This is a genomic window from Pelosinus fermentans JBW45, from assembly GCF_000271665.2.
In the GTDB taxonomy this organism is placed as follows: Bacteria; Bacillota; Negativicutes; order DSM-13327; family DSM-13327; genus Pelosinus; species Pelosinus baikalensis.
This window is the reverse complement of record NZ_CP010978.1, coordinates 2,159,968-2,174,733: the sequence shown is the minus strand read 5'-3', so window position 1 is coordinate 2,174,733 and position 14,766 is coordinate 2,159,968. Positions and strand designations below refer to the sequence as shown.

The following is a 14,766-nucleotide window of genomic DNA, read 5'->3' as shown; positions in this document are numbered from 1 at the left end:
GTGCTAACACCTACTAAAAAAATACCACTCCTGCGCCCGAATGTCAAGATATAATAATTGATTTATCCAGGTAAAAATGCACGAAATACAACATTTCCATACTTCATGCCTAAAACAGTAAGATTTATCTGATTCTCTTTTACAGCAATCAACTTTTTTTGAAGTAGTTCTGACACAATTTCTCCATACTCCAAATAAAATCCACGGTTGAAATATTCCTGAAATTCTAAAATAGATAAACCCTGTACCGTCCGCAAGGCTAAAAAAATATATTCTGCCATAGCGATCGCAATGCTAGGATTTTCTCGAAATTCAATTGGCAGCTTACCTTTTTTCACACAATCTATATATTGGGATACATCAGTTATGTTACTAAGCCGCTCTTTCTGGAAAAAGGAATGAGCCGCGGCTCCCACCCCTGCATAAGGATGATATTTCCAATATTTAAAATTATGACGACATTCATACCCGACTTTAGAAAAATTAGATATTTCATAGCGCCTAAAGCCATGCTGAGGTAAATATTCAGTTGTAAAGGTATACATCTCTTCATCATCATCTTCTTCTGGCAATATAAGTGTTCCTAACTGATCCATAGCAGCAAAAGGTGTCCCTTCTTCTACTTTCAATCCATAAGCCGAGATATGAGTAACATCAAGTTTGATTGCCTCTTGGATACTAACCTTTAAATCCTTACAGGATTGACCTGGCAATCCATACATCAAGTCAAGATTAATATTACTAAAACCTGCATCTTGCGCTTCCTTTACTGATCTTTCAGCCTGCTCAGCACTATGTATCCTGCCAATTGACATTAATAATGCATCGGAAAAAGTTTGCACACCAAAGCTAATCCGGTTGACACCACCTGATTTTAAGGCTAATAATTTCTCTTGATTCGTTGTGCCGGGATTGGCTTCTACGCTAATTTCTGCAGCTGCGTCAATGGAAAAACTTTCATGCACTTTAGTTAAGATGGTTTTTAAAGCATCTGCGGGTAAAAGAGTCGGTGTTCCGCCGCCAATATAGATTGTATCAATCAAGGTGCCAGATAAAACACCGCCCCAGCCAGAAATTTCCTGGCATAAGGCGGCAACATAAGGCTGATATAAATGGGTAAGATTATCATAGGAAGGAAAATCGCAATATAAACATTTTTGCTGACAAAAAGGAATATGAATGTATAAACCCGTCTTCATTTCATCACCTTAATCAATCTTTAATATAGCCATAAAGGCTTCTTGCGGTACTTCTACATTACCTACCTGCTTCATACGTTTTTTACCTTCTTTTTGTTTTTCTAAAAGTTTACGTTTACGGCTAATATCGCCGCCGTAGCATTTCGCTAAAACATCTTTACGCATGGCTCTTACTGTTTCACGAGCAATTACTTTATTGCCAATCGCAGCTTGAATGGGAATTTCAAACATTTGTCTGGGAATGATTCCTCTTAACTTTTCGACCAAAATTCGTCCTCGATAGGTTGCTTTATCACGATGTACAATAATTGACAAAGCATCCACAGGTTCTGTATTTAGTAAAATATCTAATTTTACAAGCTTAGATTCTCGGTAACCCAATAATTCATAATCTAAGGATGCATAGCCTCTTGTAGCCGATTTTAGACGGTCAAAATAATCATAAATGATTTCACTCAAAGGCAATTCATATGTCAGCATCACTCTCGTCACATCTAAATACTTCATATCTTTAAATTCGCCACGTTTTTCTTGTGATAGTTCCATGACCACACCTACATAGTCATTAGGCACTATAACCATTGCCTTAACATATGGTTCCTCAATATGCTCAATTTCCTGAGGTGTTGGTAATTTAGAAGGGTTTTCAATTTCAAAGATTTCTCCATCTGTCTTGAAGACTTTATAAATAACACTTGGTGCTGTTGTAATTAAGGTAATATTATACTCTCGTTCTAATCGCTCTTGAATCACTTCCATATGTAATAGCCCTAAGAATCCACAACGAAAACCAAAACCTAAAGCGCTAGAAGTCTCTGGTTCAAAGACCAAGGATGCATCATTCAGCTTTAATTTTTCCAAAGCATCTCGCAAAAGATCATATTCAGAACTGTCTACTGGATACAAGCCACAATATACCATGGGCGTAACTTTACGATAGCCTGACAGTGCCTCGGCAACGGGACGGTCGGCATCTGTAATCGTATCGCCAACACGAACATCTTTTACATTTTTAATACTCCCAGCTACAAACCCCACATGGCCAGGTGCAAGTTCACTGACATTAGTCATAGCAGGTCTAAAGACGCCTACTTCAGTTACTTCTACAATTTTATTTGTAGCCATCATCTTCATTTTCATACCCGGCTTAATAATACCATTGATTACTCTTACATAGGCAATAACACCTTTATAAGCATCAAAATGAGAGTCAAAAATAAGTGCACATAATGGTTCTTCAATGGTACCTTTAGGAGGTGGAATTTTCTTTACAATGGCTTCTAGTACCTCTTCAATGCCAATACCCGATTTAGCACTAGTTAGCACAGCCTCTGAAGTATCCAGACCAATTACATCTTCTACTTCTTGTTTTACTCTTTCTGGATCAGCACTTGGCAGGTCTATTTTATTAATAACTGTAATGATTTCTAAATCATTGTCTAAAGCTAAATACACATTTGCCAAGGTTTGGGCTTCAATCCCCTGGGCAGCATCTACAATCAAGAGTGCTCCTTCGCAAGCTGCCAAACTACGTGATACCTCATAGGTAAAGTCAACGTGTCCTGGTGTATCGATAAGATTTAACATGTAAGTCTCGCCATCTTTAGCCGTATATTCCAGCCTTACAGATTGGGCTTTTATTGTAATACCACGTTCTCGTTCCAGATCCATATTATCCAAAACCTGAGCTTCCATCTGCCGGGAAGATAGGGTGCCTGTATACTCAATCAGGCGATCAGCAAGGGTGGATTTTCCATGATCTATATGAGCAATTATCGAGAAATTGCGGATATTATTCGTCTTCATATAGGCCTCCTCTCGAAATCAATAGCATAATTACTGCTATTGATTATAACACCTGGAACCTAACACCTGCAAGTATTACCTAAATTGCCGTAAATAAACATTTGTGATTTCCCATCCTTGTCTTAGATACTTTTCCAAATGCTTCATTTTTGAAGTCAGCCAAGCCAGCTCTTTGCGGCAATCAATATATAAATACTTAGGAACCGTCCAGCTAATCAAAGGAGTCTTAATACTTACACTAGCATCCTGATTCTTAATTTCAGCGATTGCATACACTGCACTGATACTGCAGCCAGAGCCTAATACTTCCATAGTATAAACACCCTCGTGATTGCGGCTTATATCAAAAATACGTACAAATTCCTGCCGCTGTGTTAACGTATTTAATTGTTGTTCTGCTACAGATAACCCTAGGGCTATAACTACAACTAAAATCATTAAACCACGAACAATCATTAAAACATCCCTATAAGCTAAGGAGCAAAACACATCCTCACCTCTTAATATAAAATATACATCTACATTCTTTATTGTATATTATTTTCATTAATAATCTCAGCTAATACATCACCGAACATTTCCATGGCGCGCTGCGCTTCTTCTTTTGTATTCTCCTGGCACCCTACCTCAAGCAATAAAGCCCGTGGATGAAGATGTTGATTATATCGCCAATTTTCCATTTGAATTCCAAAAGAAAGACCTGGAAAACGCTGATTTAATTTAGCATCAATTAACTTAGCAAAAGCATGATTCTGCTGCCAATGAGGCTGAACTAAATCCTGCTGCCCTATGCAAACTAGTATTTTAATTTTCGCAACTTCTACACCATTTACCATCGCGGTGTGACTTTCTTTGTTACCAGCATCACGATGAATGTCAAAAAACATCTGAATTGATGGGTTCTCAGCTATCATTTTTCTTACTGTAACCTCTGAAGCATCATAAGCTTTCATAAAACTTGGATAATCATTAACAGTAGTATTTTGCAGCGTAGAAATACCATAAGTACCTAATTGCTTGGCTAGTGCTCCCCCTACATCTACAATATCGCCTAGCTGCCCTCCAGGTTTATGAGTAGCACCCGTATTAGGAACATAGGATTCTGCTGTATGCGTATAATAAAGACCAACCAAAGGCTTGCCGCTTGGTACCGTTTCTTTTTTTTCAAACTTAGGAAAGTTGGGCAAGGTCATAGCACTCACCGTTTGAGGTAAAGATTTAACCTTTGTCAACAAGGGAATTTCAACCTGCAATATAGAACGTATATCAGCAATATCTACGCCAATTAAAAACCGCATCGTCTCTCTTAGCAGCTGCTGTACATTCTGCTCATTTTTTACAATTACTACTGGTCTAGGCTCTGTAGTACGAATCAAACCGGGAATGCCTGAAAATAATATATCACGCCATTGAGGCAATCCATATTGTTCTTGTCGCAAGGAACCATTTGCACTTGCTGGGATAACATCTTGAGATTTATCTAAACCTTGCCACGTTACTACGCTTAAGAAAAGCAGAGCAAGTATTGCAAATCCTATTTTTTTATACCGATACCTTGCCTGGTGACGTGCACGCCTTGTTAACATCCTTTCCTCCCTTGACATCTGCGCTAAGAAATAAGGCACAGGTTGTCACACTTTTTTGTTTACATACAATGTATATGCTTGGGAGGAAAGGGATAGTACAGAAATACGCTTAGAGATCCATAGGAGGAATAAAGCTTTTTTCTACCAGTGTTACATTTTATTAATGCAAATAAGCATGTATATTTTCGTAATCAATATGAGGGTGCATAGCTTGATTAATTCCCCCAGCAACAGCCACCGCAATATCGTCAATAAAACGATCTACCTCTTTGGGAGTTACCATCAAATCACCTAATACCTCTGGTAACACTTGACGCACAATCGTATTGCGATCCGCATCGGATAAATTCTCCATGCTTTTAAAGTAACGAGCGAATGGCGCATGTTCTTGTAAGATATTAATTGTATCCATGGCAATGGTAGAAGCATGAACAACGGTCGGTACGCCAATAGCAATTACAGGCACCCCTAAGGATTCCTGGGTCAAACCAAATCGTTTATTCCCTACACCAGAACCAGGGCTGATACCTGTATTGGCTAATTGTACAGTGGTAATCACTCTACGGCTAGAAGCTGCCGCTAGGGCATCAATAGCAATAACCAGATCCGGTTTTATTTTACTAACCAATCCCTGTACAATCTCTACAGTCTCCATACCAGTAATCCCTAAAACACCTGGAGCGATGGCACAAATTGACCGTACTCCTCCCTTGAGCTCAGGGGATAAGATTTCCTGCAAATGTCGTGTTACTACAATTTTGTCAATAGCCCGCGGACCTAAAGCATCTGGAGTAATATTACGATTGCCTAAACCAATGACTAAGACTGTTGCTTTTTTGGATAGTTCCGCCATACCTACCAACTCATCTGCTAATAGTTTCATTATTTTTTCTTGCAAAGGAGTATTCTTATAACGGAGTCCCTGAGCTTCTATCGTGACATAGGTTCCCTGTTTCTTTCCCATGATCTTTTCCGCTTCCGGTGTAGTGATATCAACTTTAGTAAGAACAACCTCCTCATCTTCGGATGTTTCCACCAAAACCCCTGGAATATCTTCACTCACTTGTTTGGTTAATAATTCTCTTGCTTCTAATGCTAAATCAGTACGAGAAGTACCTGTAAAATGCTCCACTTTTATCCACTCCTTAGGTCTAAAATCAAAATTATTTTGCCCTAAAATATTACTAGCTATGCAATTAACACATCCCGTAATAAAAGTATCTTCCTATAAGTATGCAAACCATTGAGAAATTCCCAACTTATAGCTATAAATTATTATTTGTTACTTGCATTTTCCATAATCACATGCTAAGATACTATAGGTAACATGCTCTTTAAGGAGGTGAATCACTTGCCAAACATTAAGTCATCTGAACGTAGCGTAAAAACTGATGCTGAGCGACGTGCTAGAAACTTTGCGGTGAGATCAACCATTAGAACTGTATCTCGCAAAGTAGTTGAGTCTGTAACTGCTGGTAACACTGATGAAGCGAAAGCTCTTCTAATTAATGCCAGCAAAACTATTGACAAGGCAGCCAGCAAAGGTGTTGTTCATAAAAATGCCGCAGCTCGTAAAAAATCGAGATTAGCTCGTAAAATTAACGCTTTAGCTAATTAATTAAGATTAAAGCCTCTGTTCATTTTGCTATGTTCAGAGGCTTTTTACGTTATCATTCTACTAAAGGTAGAGGGAGAAGAATCAGGTGGGCGCACCCACTGATTCTTCTCCCTCTACCTTTATCTACACATAGCAATAATGATTTCCTCTAAAGCCGATTTATTAGCCCTACCAGATTTTAGATCATAGTCAGCTGCCGCTAAGGCTAATGTAATTTCCTTTAATATCTCTGGGGTAAAATTCTTACTTTGTTTCAGCATTTTTTCACCGATAAAAGGCACTAAGCCAAGTCTTTCGGCGATTTCTCTACTGCCATATCCATCCTTTGACATCTCTTTAGCCTGCCACATCAAGCGTACTTGCCGGGCTAATAAAGATACCAACTTAAGAGGATGTTCTCCCGACTTTAACTGCTCTCCCATTAACTGTAATGCTTTGCCCATTTGCTTTTGACTAACTGCATCAATCATTGAAAATATAGAAATTTCCGGTATACTCGACATAATCGTTATAAGATCAGATTGACTAATTCTAGTTTTTCCGTCTGTAAATAAAGCAGCTTTCTCTAATTCGTTATGCAAAAAATTTAGGGATATCTGAGGCATAATGCTAACTACTCCTAGAAAATACTCCGTAGCATCGCTATCCATTCTTTTGTTCAGATCAGCCAATTTTGCCGTAAGCCAGCCTCTCACATCCTTTGCCTTGATATTGACTAATTCTACAGTAGCTCCATGCTTTTCGATTAGCTTAAACAATTTACGCCGTTTATCTACTTTATCCGTAGTCGAAAGAATCAAATGCGTATAATCTGGCATATCACTGATGACCTTAAATAAGCGTTCCTCAACCTTGTCACTGATTTCCCCTTGCTCATTTCCACCATTTTTTCGTGGACGCAGTAATGCAGTGCCCCGAATATGAATTACATTCTTCCCCCCCATAAATGGAACCGTTTCAATTAAGGCAATTAATTCATTTATAGCAGGGTCCTTATCTAAAGTAAGAAGATTCATGTCTATTTCCTCAGGTACTAATACGGCAGTGATCACTGCCTGCTCGAGCTGCTTTATAAAATAAGCCTCTTCGCCGTATAATAGGTAAACAGATTTCACCTGCCCTTTTTTTAGCCCTTGAATAACCTCTGCATACCCCATAAATACCTCCCGTTATTCTTCAATCTTTTAAAAACGTATCAACTGTTATTGTACTGCCATTCGTCTTAAATACGATAGCTCCCTGCTCATCTGTGCGATAGATTTTACTCCCATAAACCAACAAGCGCTGGATGATCTCTTCATGAGGATGCCCGAAAGAATTATTTTTTCCTACAGAAATAACTGCATATTCCGGATCAACAGTCTGCAAGAATTTTACGGTAGAAGATGTTTTTGAACCGTGATGACCTACTTTTAATACCGTACTCAAAATATCCCTACCACTATGTAGCATCTCTTCTTCTCCTTGGGCTGGAAGATCTCCGGTGAATAAAAAACTATGCTTTCCATAACGTACCTGTATGACGCTGGACACCTCATTACTTGGTTGTTTTTGGCTCAATCCTGTATCAGCATGCAATACGTTAACAACTGCACCATCAAGCTCTATTTTTTGCCCTTCATAAACCGCAATACGGGTACTGTTAGGTGCTGCCTTCAATAGGTTTAACACTGCCTGAGTATAGTTCTCACGAGACAACATAATGTGCTTTATCGGTATCTCTCCAGCGATTCCTGCCGCTCCCCCAGCATGATCTTGATGACCATGGGTCAAAAAAAGATAATCAATTGTCAGCACACCATAATGTCTTAAATACGGCAGCAGAACTCTATAACCAATATCAAAATCTGTACTTTCCCCTAGAGTGCCTCCTGTATCCACTAAAATTGCCCGTCCATGGGGTGTTGTGATAAGAGCCGCATCTCCCTGTCCTACATCAATAAAATGAACAGAAAGAGGAGCAGGATAAACACGATATACTAGGATGCAAAAAACAAGAATCAACACTACTACAGCACTTCTTTGAGGCCATCTTTCCACCGTATCTTTTAAGGATAACATATTTTTCGGTTTATACCCATATACCCAGCTTACCAAAACATAATATATTATACTACCAGCCAGTCCAATTGAAGGCACATACATCTTTGCCGCAGGCATGTCTGCCAGCCATTCCGTCAATTGTAAAACCAAGCTAATCATTAAACTGCAAGTCACTAAGCATATTGCTCCAATAAAACCAACGATCATACTACTAAAGGCACCAAACAAGCCCAATATGACAATCCCTTCAATAATAGGAACAATGAATAAGTTCGCTACAAAAGAGCTAAGAGAAAAACTATTAAAATGCCAAGCAATAAAAGGCAATACACCTACTTGGGCAGCTATGGTAACACCCAAAGGCCGAGCCAGGCAAAGTGGAATCGTACTTTCCAGCATTTTTACAGTTTTAGCATTTAAAAACACTAAGCCTGCTGTTGCGGTAAAAGATAATTGAAAGCTTAAGTCATAAATTAATGCTGGTTGATAAATCAGCATCCCTAACACGGATAAACATAATGCAACTGCAGCATCTTTCTCCCGATTCAGACATACCGCACCTAACCCAATCAACCCCATTATAAGAGAACGCAACACTGGTGGTGTCAATCCACAAAACACGGCATATAAAGTAATAAAAAGAGCTGCAAATAAGGGGATTAGTTGATCCGCAAAGGTAAAGCGCCTGAATATTCCTGTGCCTATTACGGTTATGACCCCTACTACCAAAGCAATATGTGAGCCGGATACGGACAAGATATGTACAATTCCTGTTGTAGCAAAATCAGCCACCACATCCCGAGGAATTCCGCCATAACCACCAAACAGCATTCCTACAAGAATCGCCTTATGGCTCGGTGGCATTACACGTTCAATATTACTGATTATCGCTATCCGCCATTTTTCCATAATTTCTTTCCAGAATGAGTGATTCTCACTAACTAAGTGTATCGCATTACCCGCAACAGACATACGACCTCTAATACCCTGCAGATGTGCAGCAGCGACACTATCATACTGTCCTGGATTATTATATCCATGTAAAGCAATAACTTCAGCAGTTACTTTAATCTTGTCTCCCGCTTTAAAAACCCGCTCCTGATTTGCTTGTCTAGCATACAGATACAATTTCCCTGAAGCAGTTTCTTTTTTAGTATTTTTAGCTTGCGCTTCATTAATTGCTAGGATATAGCTAATTCTACTTTTCTCTTGTGCTAAATACGTCACATGAGGTGTTTCTTCAATCGTAGCATATACAGTTATCGTTTCCCCCTCATATCGGCTGATATCGTTTATAGCAAAAGCATCTGCATGAATAAAGCGCAACATACCAATTATAAAAAATAATACAGGCAGCAGCCAAGTCACTGACTGCTGTTTGTGAATTCTCCAAATCAGAATAACAGTAATAATAAAACTGCCAACATATAAAAAAGGTAACAACCACATAAAATAACTAGCGCACCAAATACCAGCTGTAAATGCTGCTGTAATCAAAATAATGATATTGGGCATATGACAATTACCCCTTCAATGATTACTTTTACCTCTCAATGATCAAGACACCGTTATTCTTTATAACCATATAGGTTTTCCACTAAAATACAAAAATCCTGCATGAATGTGCAGTATTTTTGTATTGTTTCTTTTGTCTAGTCTTATATTTTTTTGTAGTTCAACAATGCTTTTTCAATTCTTGTTAACGCTTCTAGCAAGACACTTCTTTGCGTGGCAATATTAATACGAGCAAACCCTTCACCTTGCGTTCCGAAATTTTTGCCTGCGTTTAATCCAACCTTCGCCGTGTGTACAAGAAACTTCTGCAATTCTTTATCATTTGTAAAATATGCACGGAAATCTAACCATACTAAATAAGTGCCTTCTGGTTTACTTACTTTCACTTCCGTCAACCTGGTTTGAATAAACTCAACCAATATATCTGCATTTTTTTCAAGGTATATCAGCAATGCATCCAACCAGGCTTCGCCGTCTCTGTAAGCAGCTTCAGTACCAATTCCACCAAAAACATTATTGCGGCTGATATGCAACTTGGTAATCCAATTCTGAATCAACCCACGTCTGCTTTTACACGGAACAATTATAAAAGAGAAATTGAGCCCAGCCACATTGAAAGTCTTGCTAGCAGCCATAAAGGTAACACTTTGTTTACATACGGGTGTGCCTAATGAAGCAAAAACAGTATGCTTGTGACCTTGAAATACTAAATCATTGTGTATCTCATCTGCCAATACATCAACCTCATATTTTTGGCAAAGTTCATATACCTTTTCCAGCTCTTCTCTGCTCCACACACGACCAACAGGATTATGGGGACTGCATAATAAAAGCAATTTATTATTTGGATCAGCTAGTTTTTGCTCTAAGTCCTCAAAGTCGATTTCATAGCGTCCATTTTTTAAAAGAAGGGGATTTTCAACGACCTTACGTTCATTATCTTTAATAGAAGCAAAAAATGGCGGGTACACAGGAGGTTGAATAATAATACCATCGCCTGGTTCTGAAAGTGCAAAAATTGACAGACTTATAGATGGAACAACACCAGGAGCAAGCAGGATCCACTCTTCTTCAATTTCCCAGCCATGACGTTTCTTCGCCCACTCGATTACGGACTGATAAAGAGATTTCTCCTGAGTATTGTACGCATAGATTGGATGCTTAGCACGTTCTATGATCGCAGTGGACACTGCTTTGGGTGAAGAAAAATCCATATCAGCGATCCAAAGAGGCAGTACATCATTACTGCCAAATACATTCTCCAAAGCATCCCATTTGCGGCTGCCAGTCCCTTGGCGAGGTATTATTTTATCAAAATCAAATAGTATATTACGATTTGTCATGTTACCACATCCTCACTGAACATTCTGTTGTTCAATTATATATTTAAACAGTACAATTACTGTCTTTATATAGAATAATCCGAAGCAGGTAAAATTCGTTTCTCCATCATCTGGATGCTCCAAAAAATTTAGGCACCGTAAAAAAGTTGTCTTGCCAGAGCCACTGGGACCTAATAGCACAACTACCCACCTTTCTCTACGGTAAGGTCAATTCCATTTAATACTTGCTGCTTTCCAAATGATTTGTGTACCCCTTTACTTGTATCATACTACTCCACCTCAAAAGTCATTCACATTTTCTTGAACATACAAAAAAGCTGAATTACTTTTGCTTGCAGTAATCGCCTATAGTATGAGTGAGTCGTATATAAAGCCGCAACTGGGTTATGACCTGTGATCCGATCTTTGGTTACAAGAGTAGTAACCAGTGCATCAGAGTATTTTATAAATAAAGAATTAAAAAAATCATTACAAGAGTATACCTTTATTTTATAGTTACCGAAGCTAAAAAGACTTCTCAGATTTCATTGCCCATTATTCACATCAATGACCAATTGTCCGTATCGTATGCTTTGTAAATCAGATAAAATTTTCATTTGCATAGGATGATTTTTCTTTGCCTTTATTGAATAACCACCCTCTCTACTTTTTAGCCGAGATCATAAACTATTCTATTTTATCTATTTTAACAACAAATCCATCTTGTATCATTAAAATTAAGTGACCATGTTGAACGTTTAATAAAAAATGCTCAATAATATCAAACACTTGAGAAGGCAATGGTTTAATCGCCCCTCTTAAATTTGCCACATTATTCTTCGCATCCGAACAGGACTGCACTACAAAGACCTCCGTCTTAATAAAAAACATAGTTATCATAGTTCTTTTAAATTGAAATCGACTAATTTATCTTGTAATGAACTCCAAGAACGATTTGCGAACACGAGGGGAACCCCTTGAGATTTGGCCAGCTGCTTAATATTTTTCGCTGTAGTATGATTAATATAATCAATAAAAATAACAATCAAAGTTGTAGATAAGGGAAACTTAAAGCGTTTTCGATCAGAAACATTTCTACCTGTAACATGATGAATTGCATGAATTCCTAATGTCTGCAATTTTTTTTCGATATTTCCTAAATGATCTGCGCCAACTAGCATAATTGACATTTTCTCACTTCCCTAAAATCAAAAAGACTGGTTCCTTCGCTTTTACGAAAGAAGCCAGCCTCTGGTTATCCAGTCAGCTTAGTATATAAAAAAGGCTAAAAGAATCTCCGTTATAGAGACACCTTTAGCCTTCAGTTATCCTGATCAGCAATTGTTATACTTAAAAAGTATAACACAAAAATTGAACTACATCAACATCTTTTCAACCTATCCAGTATTTTTTATAAATTGCAAGTTTACGTCCATATTATGGAAATCCATATAATGTTAGATATTAGACATATAGTTGTGCTCTACTCAGCACCAGTTAGAATACTTTGGAAATATCGGCATTTTCCACAATATCCGGCCTATAGCGTCTCTAGTTTTAGAAAATCACAAACTGATCTAATTATCAATTTGTGATTTTTTCTTTCATTTTTTCAAATTTACTTGATCCGATCCCAGGAACATTCTTTAGCTCATCAATACTGGTAAAACTGCCATTTGTTTGGCGATATTCAATGATTCGCTCTGCTAACGCAGGTCCCACACCTGGCAGTGTGTCTAGTTCGCTTTTATCAGCATGATTAATATTGACTTTATTACCTACTTTTGTCTTGGTGGTGCCAGTCGTTGCTGAATGTTCATTGGAAACCGGAAGCATATCCACTACATGAATATGCATACCGTCTTTGATACTCTGAGCTAAATTGGTTTTAGCTCTATCAGCCTCATCTGTAAGACCGCCAGCCATCGCTACAATATCAAATACTCTAGCATTAGGAGACGCTTTAAATACACCTGGTTTATGAACAGCACCGCTTATATATACAAAGATCTCATCAGATTGCTCTGGCTGACGAAAGTCATTTTTAACTGCAACTTCATCGGAAGATACCACTTCCGCCACCGTGTTCTTCTGCCAAAAACTATAGAAACTGCTTGCTACAATCAATATCGCCAGCATCACAATAAATAATAACTTATTCCGCTGCTCAACCATCGATATCCCCCCCTATTGTAACTTGCCTATTCCTTCGACAAAAACATAGTTTTTCCTTTACAATAGGGATTATTTCTTATATGATTATTGAATTTTTTCTAAATTAGGGTTTTCGCAGACAGAGCGGCCAATTTTAGAAAGATTGCACCATTGACTATTAATCTTTACACGAACGATATCCGCAGTAAAATCATTATTGGTTTCATCGGAGTTTTCCAGTAAAGAAGAACCAACTCCATAAATGTCCACAGGTACATCCATCTCTTCAAACTCTCTTATTTTTTTTGCATTAAATCCCCCTGTGACACAAATCTTGACTTCTTCACACCACTCTTTGGCAATTGCAGTTTCCTCTTCATTTAGGTCCCACTCATGATAAACGCTGTCAATTGCTTCTCGCAAATTCCACACAAGTCTCGGTGATACTCCCATATCCTGCTGCTTATTTCCCGTAGGAACAATGGATTTATCCCGCATATTTTTAGAGGTGTCAGGACGTACCCCATATAGCTTATATTTTTCCGCTTCATCAAATTGACCTTTCTTATAATAAGCAAGATAAGCAGCAAACATCTGCGTCATTACAGCTTTCGTTTCACCGACACAATCATTATGAAAATCAACTAATACCAATCTGGAAACGATTTTGTCAAAAATGCGGGAATACTGCATCATAGTCTCAACGGTATCTCCCAAGAAACAACAAATTGTCGCATGGGCAATGGTTCCTCCACCTTCTCCACCCCACCAAGTTCCCTGTTCATCTGTACTTACAAATCGAGAATTTTTCTTACTATATTTTTGGTTGTAGGCTTGAATCGCCAATGAATAGGCATATCCATGCAAAGCCTGCATTTTATAGTGAGCAAATCGTGCAGGAAAAAATAAAATATCTTTAGAGCGACTAGCGACTAACGTATTATATACATTCGTGGCAATTCGAGTTGGCTCAGCAATAACCCCTAAGATCACCGTCTCTAGATTAGCAAAATCCCGGTAACGGCCACGAATTCTAATAACGGGTTGTACACTCAATGGATCTCCATCATACTCAACGAAGGTGCCATCCTGCACTGCTTCAACCTCTAATGTATGGTAGGTATTTACGAATTTTCCTTCTTCATCAAAGTAGCCAGTACACATTTTTATAATTGCTAAAGCCTCATCTACCCCAGCGACTAAACTCCATGGTCTTCTGCGAGTAAAAAATTGCATTTCAACTTCTACATCGCCAACCTGCACCATAGAACAATCCACATCTTTAATGTCACTATTGCCGGAAAACGTATACCCTTCCTTTGCCAATGCTTCTAATAAGATTACATTATTACTAAAATATTTATCAGAATACCAGCCTCGCCGAATTTTATCTGCTTCAATTTTAAAAATTTCTGCTGCTAATCTTTCACCATTAAATATAGCCATTTTTTTGCCCCTCTCTCACATTGAATAAAGATACAGACTATTTAAACTTACAAACTATGATTCTTTGTTTCTTTGTA

Annotated in this window: 13 protein-coding genes and 1 pseudogene; 1 reads left to right on the top strand and 13 read right to left on the bottom strand. The window is 38.2% G+C overall.

Annotated elements, in window-relative coordinates; all coding sequences use genetic code 11:
* Nucleotides 1–62: 62 nt before the first annotated feature.
* The 5 genes from hemW to gpr all read right to left on the bottom strand — a co-directional run bounded on the left by hemW (nt 63) and on the right by gpr (nt 5,723).
* The gene (hemW, locus tag JBW_RS09295; protein WP_007954370.1) at nt 63–1,199 is read right to left on the bottom strand and encodes a radical SAM family heme chaperone HemW; all 1,137 of its coding nucleotides are present in this window, start codon (nt 1,197–1,199) and stop codon (nt 63–65) included.
* A 9-nt stretch (nt 1,200–1,208) separates the two neighbouring features.
* Nucleotides 1,209–3,005 carry a translation elongation factor 4 gene (gene lepA / locus JBW_RS09290; protein ID WP_007954372.1) on the bottom strand — a complete coding sequence of 599 codons (1,797 nt, stop codon included), beginning with the start codon at nt 3,003–3,005 and terminating at the stop codon, nt 1,209–1,211.
* A gap of 75 nt (nt 3,006–3,080) precedes the next feature.
* Nucleotides 3,081–3,494 (bottom strand): hypothetical protein, encoded by a 414-nt coding sequence (locus JBW_RS09285; RefSeq protein ID WP_007954378.1) that lies wholly within the window; start codon nt 3,492–3,494, stop codon nt 3,081–3,083.
* Nucleotides 3,495–3,532: 38 nt separating this feature from the next.
* The gene (spoIIP, locus tag JBW_RS09280; protein WP_007954385.1) at nt 3,533–4,591 is read right to left on the bottom strand and encodes a stage II sporulation protein P; all 1,059 of its coding nucleotides are present in this window, start codon (nt 4,589–4,591) and stop codon (nt 3,533–3,535) included.
* Between the two features lie 160 nt (nt 4,592–4,751).
* Entirely contained in the window at nt 4,752–5,723 is a 972-nt protein-coding gene (gene gpr, locus JBW_RS09275; RefSeq protein WP_007954387.1) for a GPR endopeptidase, read from the bottom strand.
* 219 nt (nt 5,724–5,942) lie between these two features.
* Between gpr and rpsT the strand changes: the two genes are divergently transcribed.
* Nucleotides 5,943–6,209: a 30S ribosomal protein S20 gene (gene rpsT, locus JBW_RS09270; RefSeq protein ID WP_007936526.1), complete on the top strand. Its 267-nt coding sequence runs from the start codon at nt 5,943–5,945 to the stop codon at nt 6,207–6,209.
* A 119-nt stretch (nt 6,210–6,328) separates the two neighbouring features.
* On the opposite strand, the gene holA is transcribed toward rpsT, so the two are convergent.
* The 8 genes and pseudogenes from holA to JBW_RS09235 all read right to left on the bottom strand — a co-directional run bounded on the left by holA (nt 6,329) and on the right by JBW_RS09235 (nt 14,689).
* Nucleotides 6,329–7,366: a DNA polymerase III subunit delta gene (holA, locus tag JBW_RS09265; protein WP_007954396.1), complete on the bottom strand. Its 1,038-nt coding sequence runs from the start codon at nt 7,364–7,366 to the stop codon at nt 6,329–6,331.
* A gap of 19 nt (nt 7,367–7,385) precedes the next feature.
* Nucleotides 7,386–9,767, bottom strand: a complete 2,382-nt coding sequence (locus JBW_RS09260; protein WP_007954398.1) for a DNA internalization-related competence protein ComEC/Rec2 — start codon at nt 9,765–9,767, stop codon at nt 7,386–7,388.
* 143 nt (nt 9,768–9,910) lie between these two features.
* Nucleotides 9,911–11,110 (bottom strand): MalY/PatB family protein, encoded by a 1,200-nt coding sequence (locus JBW_RS09255; protein ID WP_007954400.1) that lies wholly within the window; start codon nt 11,108–11,110, stop codon nt 9,911–9,913.
* A 99-nt stretch (nt 11,111–11,209) separates the two neighbouring features.
* Nucleotides 11,210–11,322: pseudogene (locus JBW_RS23990) on the bottom strand (ATP-binding cassette domain-containing protein); the annotation flags it as partial.
* A gap of 454 nt (nt 11,323–11,776) precedes the next feature.
* On the bottom strand, nt 11,777–11,950 hold the full coding sequence (locus JBW_RS25660; RefSeq protein WP_235334172.1) for a DUF2292 domain-containing protein: 174 nt from the start codon (nt 11,948–11,950) through the stop codon (nt 11,777–11,779).
* Between the two features lie 35 nt (nt 11,951–11,985).
* Nucleotides 11,986–12,279 (bottom strand): DUF2325 domain-containing protein, encoded by a 294-nt coding sequence (locus tag JBW_RS09245; RefSeq protein ID WP_007954407.1) that lies wholly within the window; start codon nt 12,277–12,279, stop codon nt 11,986–11,988.
* A 394-nt stretch (nt 12,280–12,673) separates the two neighbouring features.
* Complete coding sequence (locus JBW_RS09240) at nt 12,674–13,264, bottom strand: helix-hairpin-helix domain-containing protein (protein ID WP_007954408.1); 591 nt, start codon at nt 13,262–13,264, stop codon at nt 12,674–12,676.
* An 84-nt stretch (nt 13,265–13,348) separates the two neighbouring features.
* The gene (locus JBW_RS09235; protein ID WP_007954410.1) at nt 13,349–14,689 is read right to left on the bottom strand and encodes a hypothetical protein; all 1,341 of its coding nucleotides are present in this window, start codon (nt 14,687–14,689) and stop codon (nt 13,349–13,351) included.
* Nucleotides 14,690–14,766: the final 77 nt, after the last annotated feature.

What these genes read in the sequence shown, in the direction of transcription:
- hemW (WP_007954370.1), bottom strand. Translation starts at nt 1,199, where the DNA reads ATGAAGACGGGTTTATACATTCATATTCCTTTTTGTCAGCAAAAATGT.
- lepA (WP_007954372.1), bottom strand. Translation starts at nt 3,005, where the DNA reads ATGAAGACGAATAATATCCGCAATTTCTCGATAATTGCTCATATAGAT.
- spoIIP (WP_007954385.1), bottom strand. Translation starts at nt 4,591, where the DNA reads ATGTTAACAAGGCGTGCACGTCACCAGGCAAGGTATCGGTATAAAAAA.
- holA (WP_007954396.1), bottom strand. Translation starts at nt 7,366, where the DNA reads ATGGGGTATGCAGAGGTTATTCAAGGGCTAAAAAAAGGGCAGGTGAAA.
- JBW_RS09260 (WP_007954398.1), bottom strand. Translation starts at nt 9,767, where the DNA reads ATGCCCAATATCATTATTTTGATTACAGCAGCATTTACAGCTGGTATT.
- JBW_RS09255 (WP_007954400.1), bottom strand. Translation starts at nt 11,110, where the DNA reads ATGACAAATCGTAATATACTATTTGATTTTGATAAAATAATACCTCGC.
- JBW_RS09245 (WP_007954407.1), bottom strand. Translation starts at nt 12,279, where the DNA reads ATGTCAATTATGCTAGTTGGCGCAGATCATTTAGGAAATATCGAAAAA.
- JBW_RS09240 (WP_007954408.1), bottom strand. Translation starts at nt 13,264, where the DNA reads ATGGTTGAGCAGCGGAATAAGTTATTATTTATTGTGATGCTGGCGATA.
- JBW_RS09235 (WP_007954410.1), bottom strand. Translation starts at nt 14,689, where the DNA reads ATGGCTATATTTAATGGTGAAAGATTAGCAGCAGAAATTTTTAAAATT.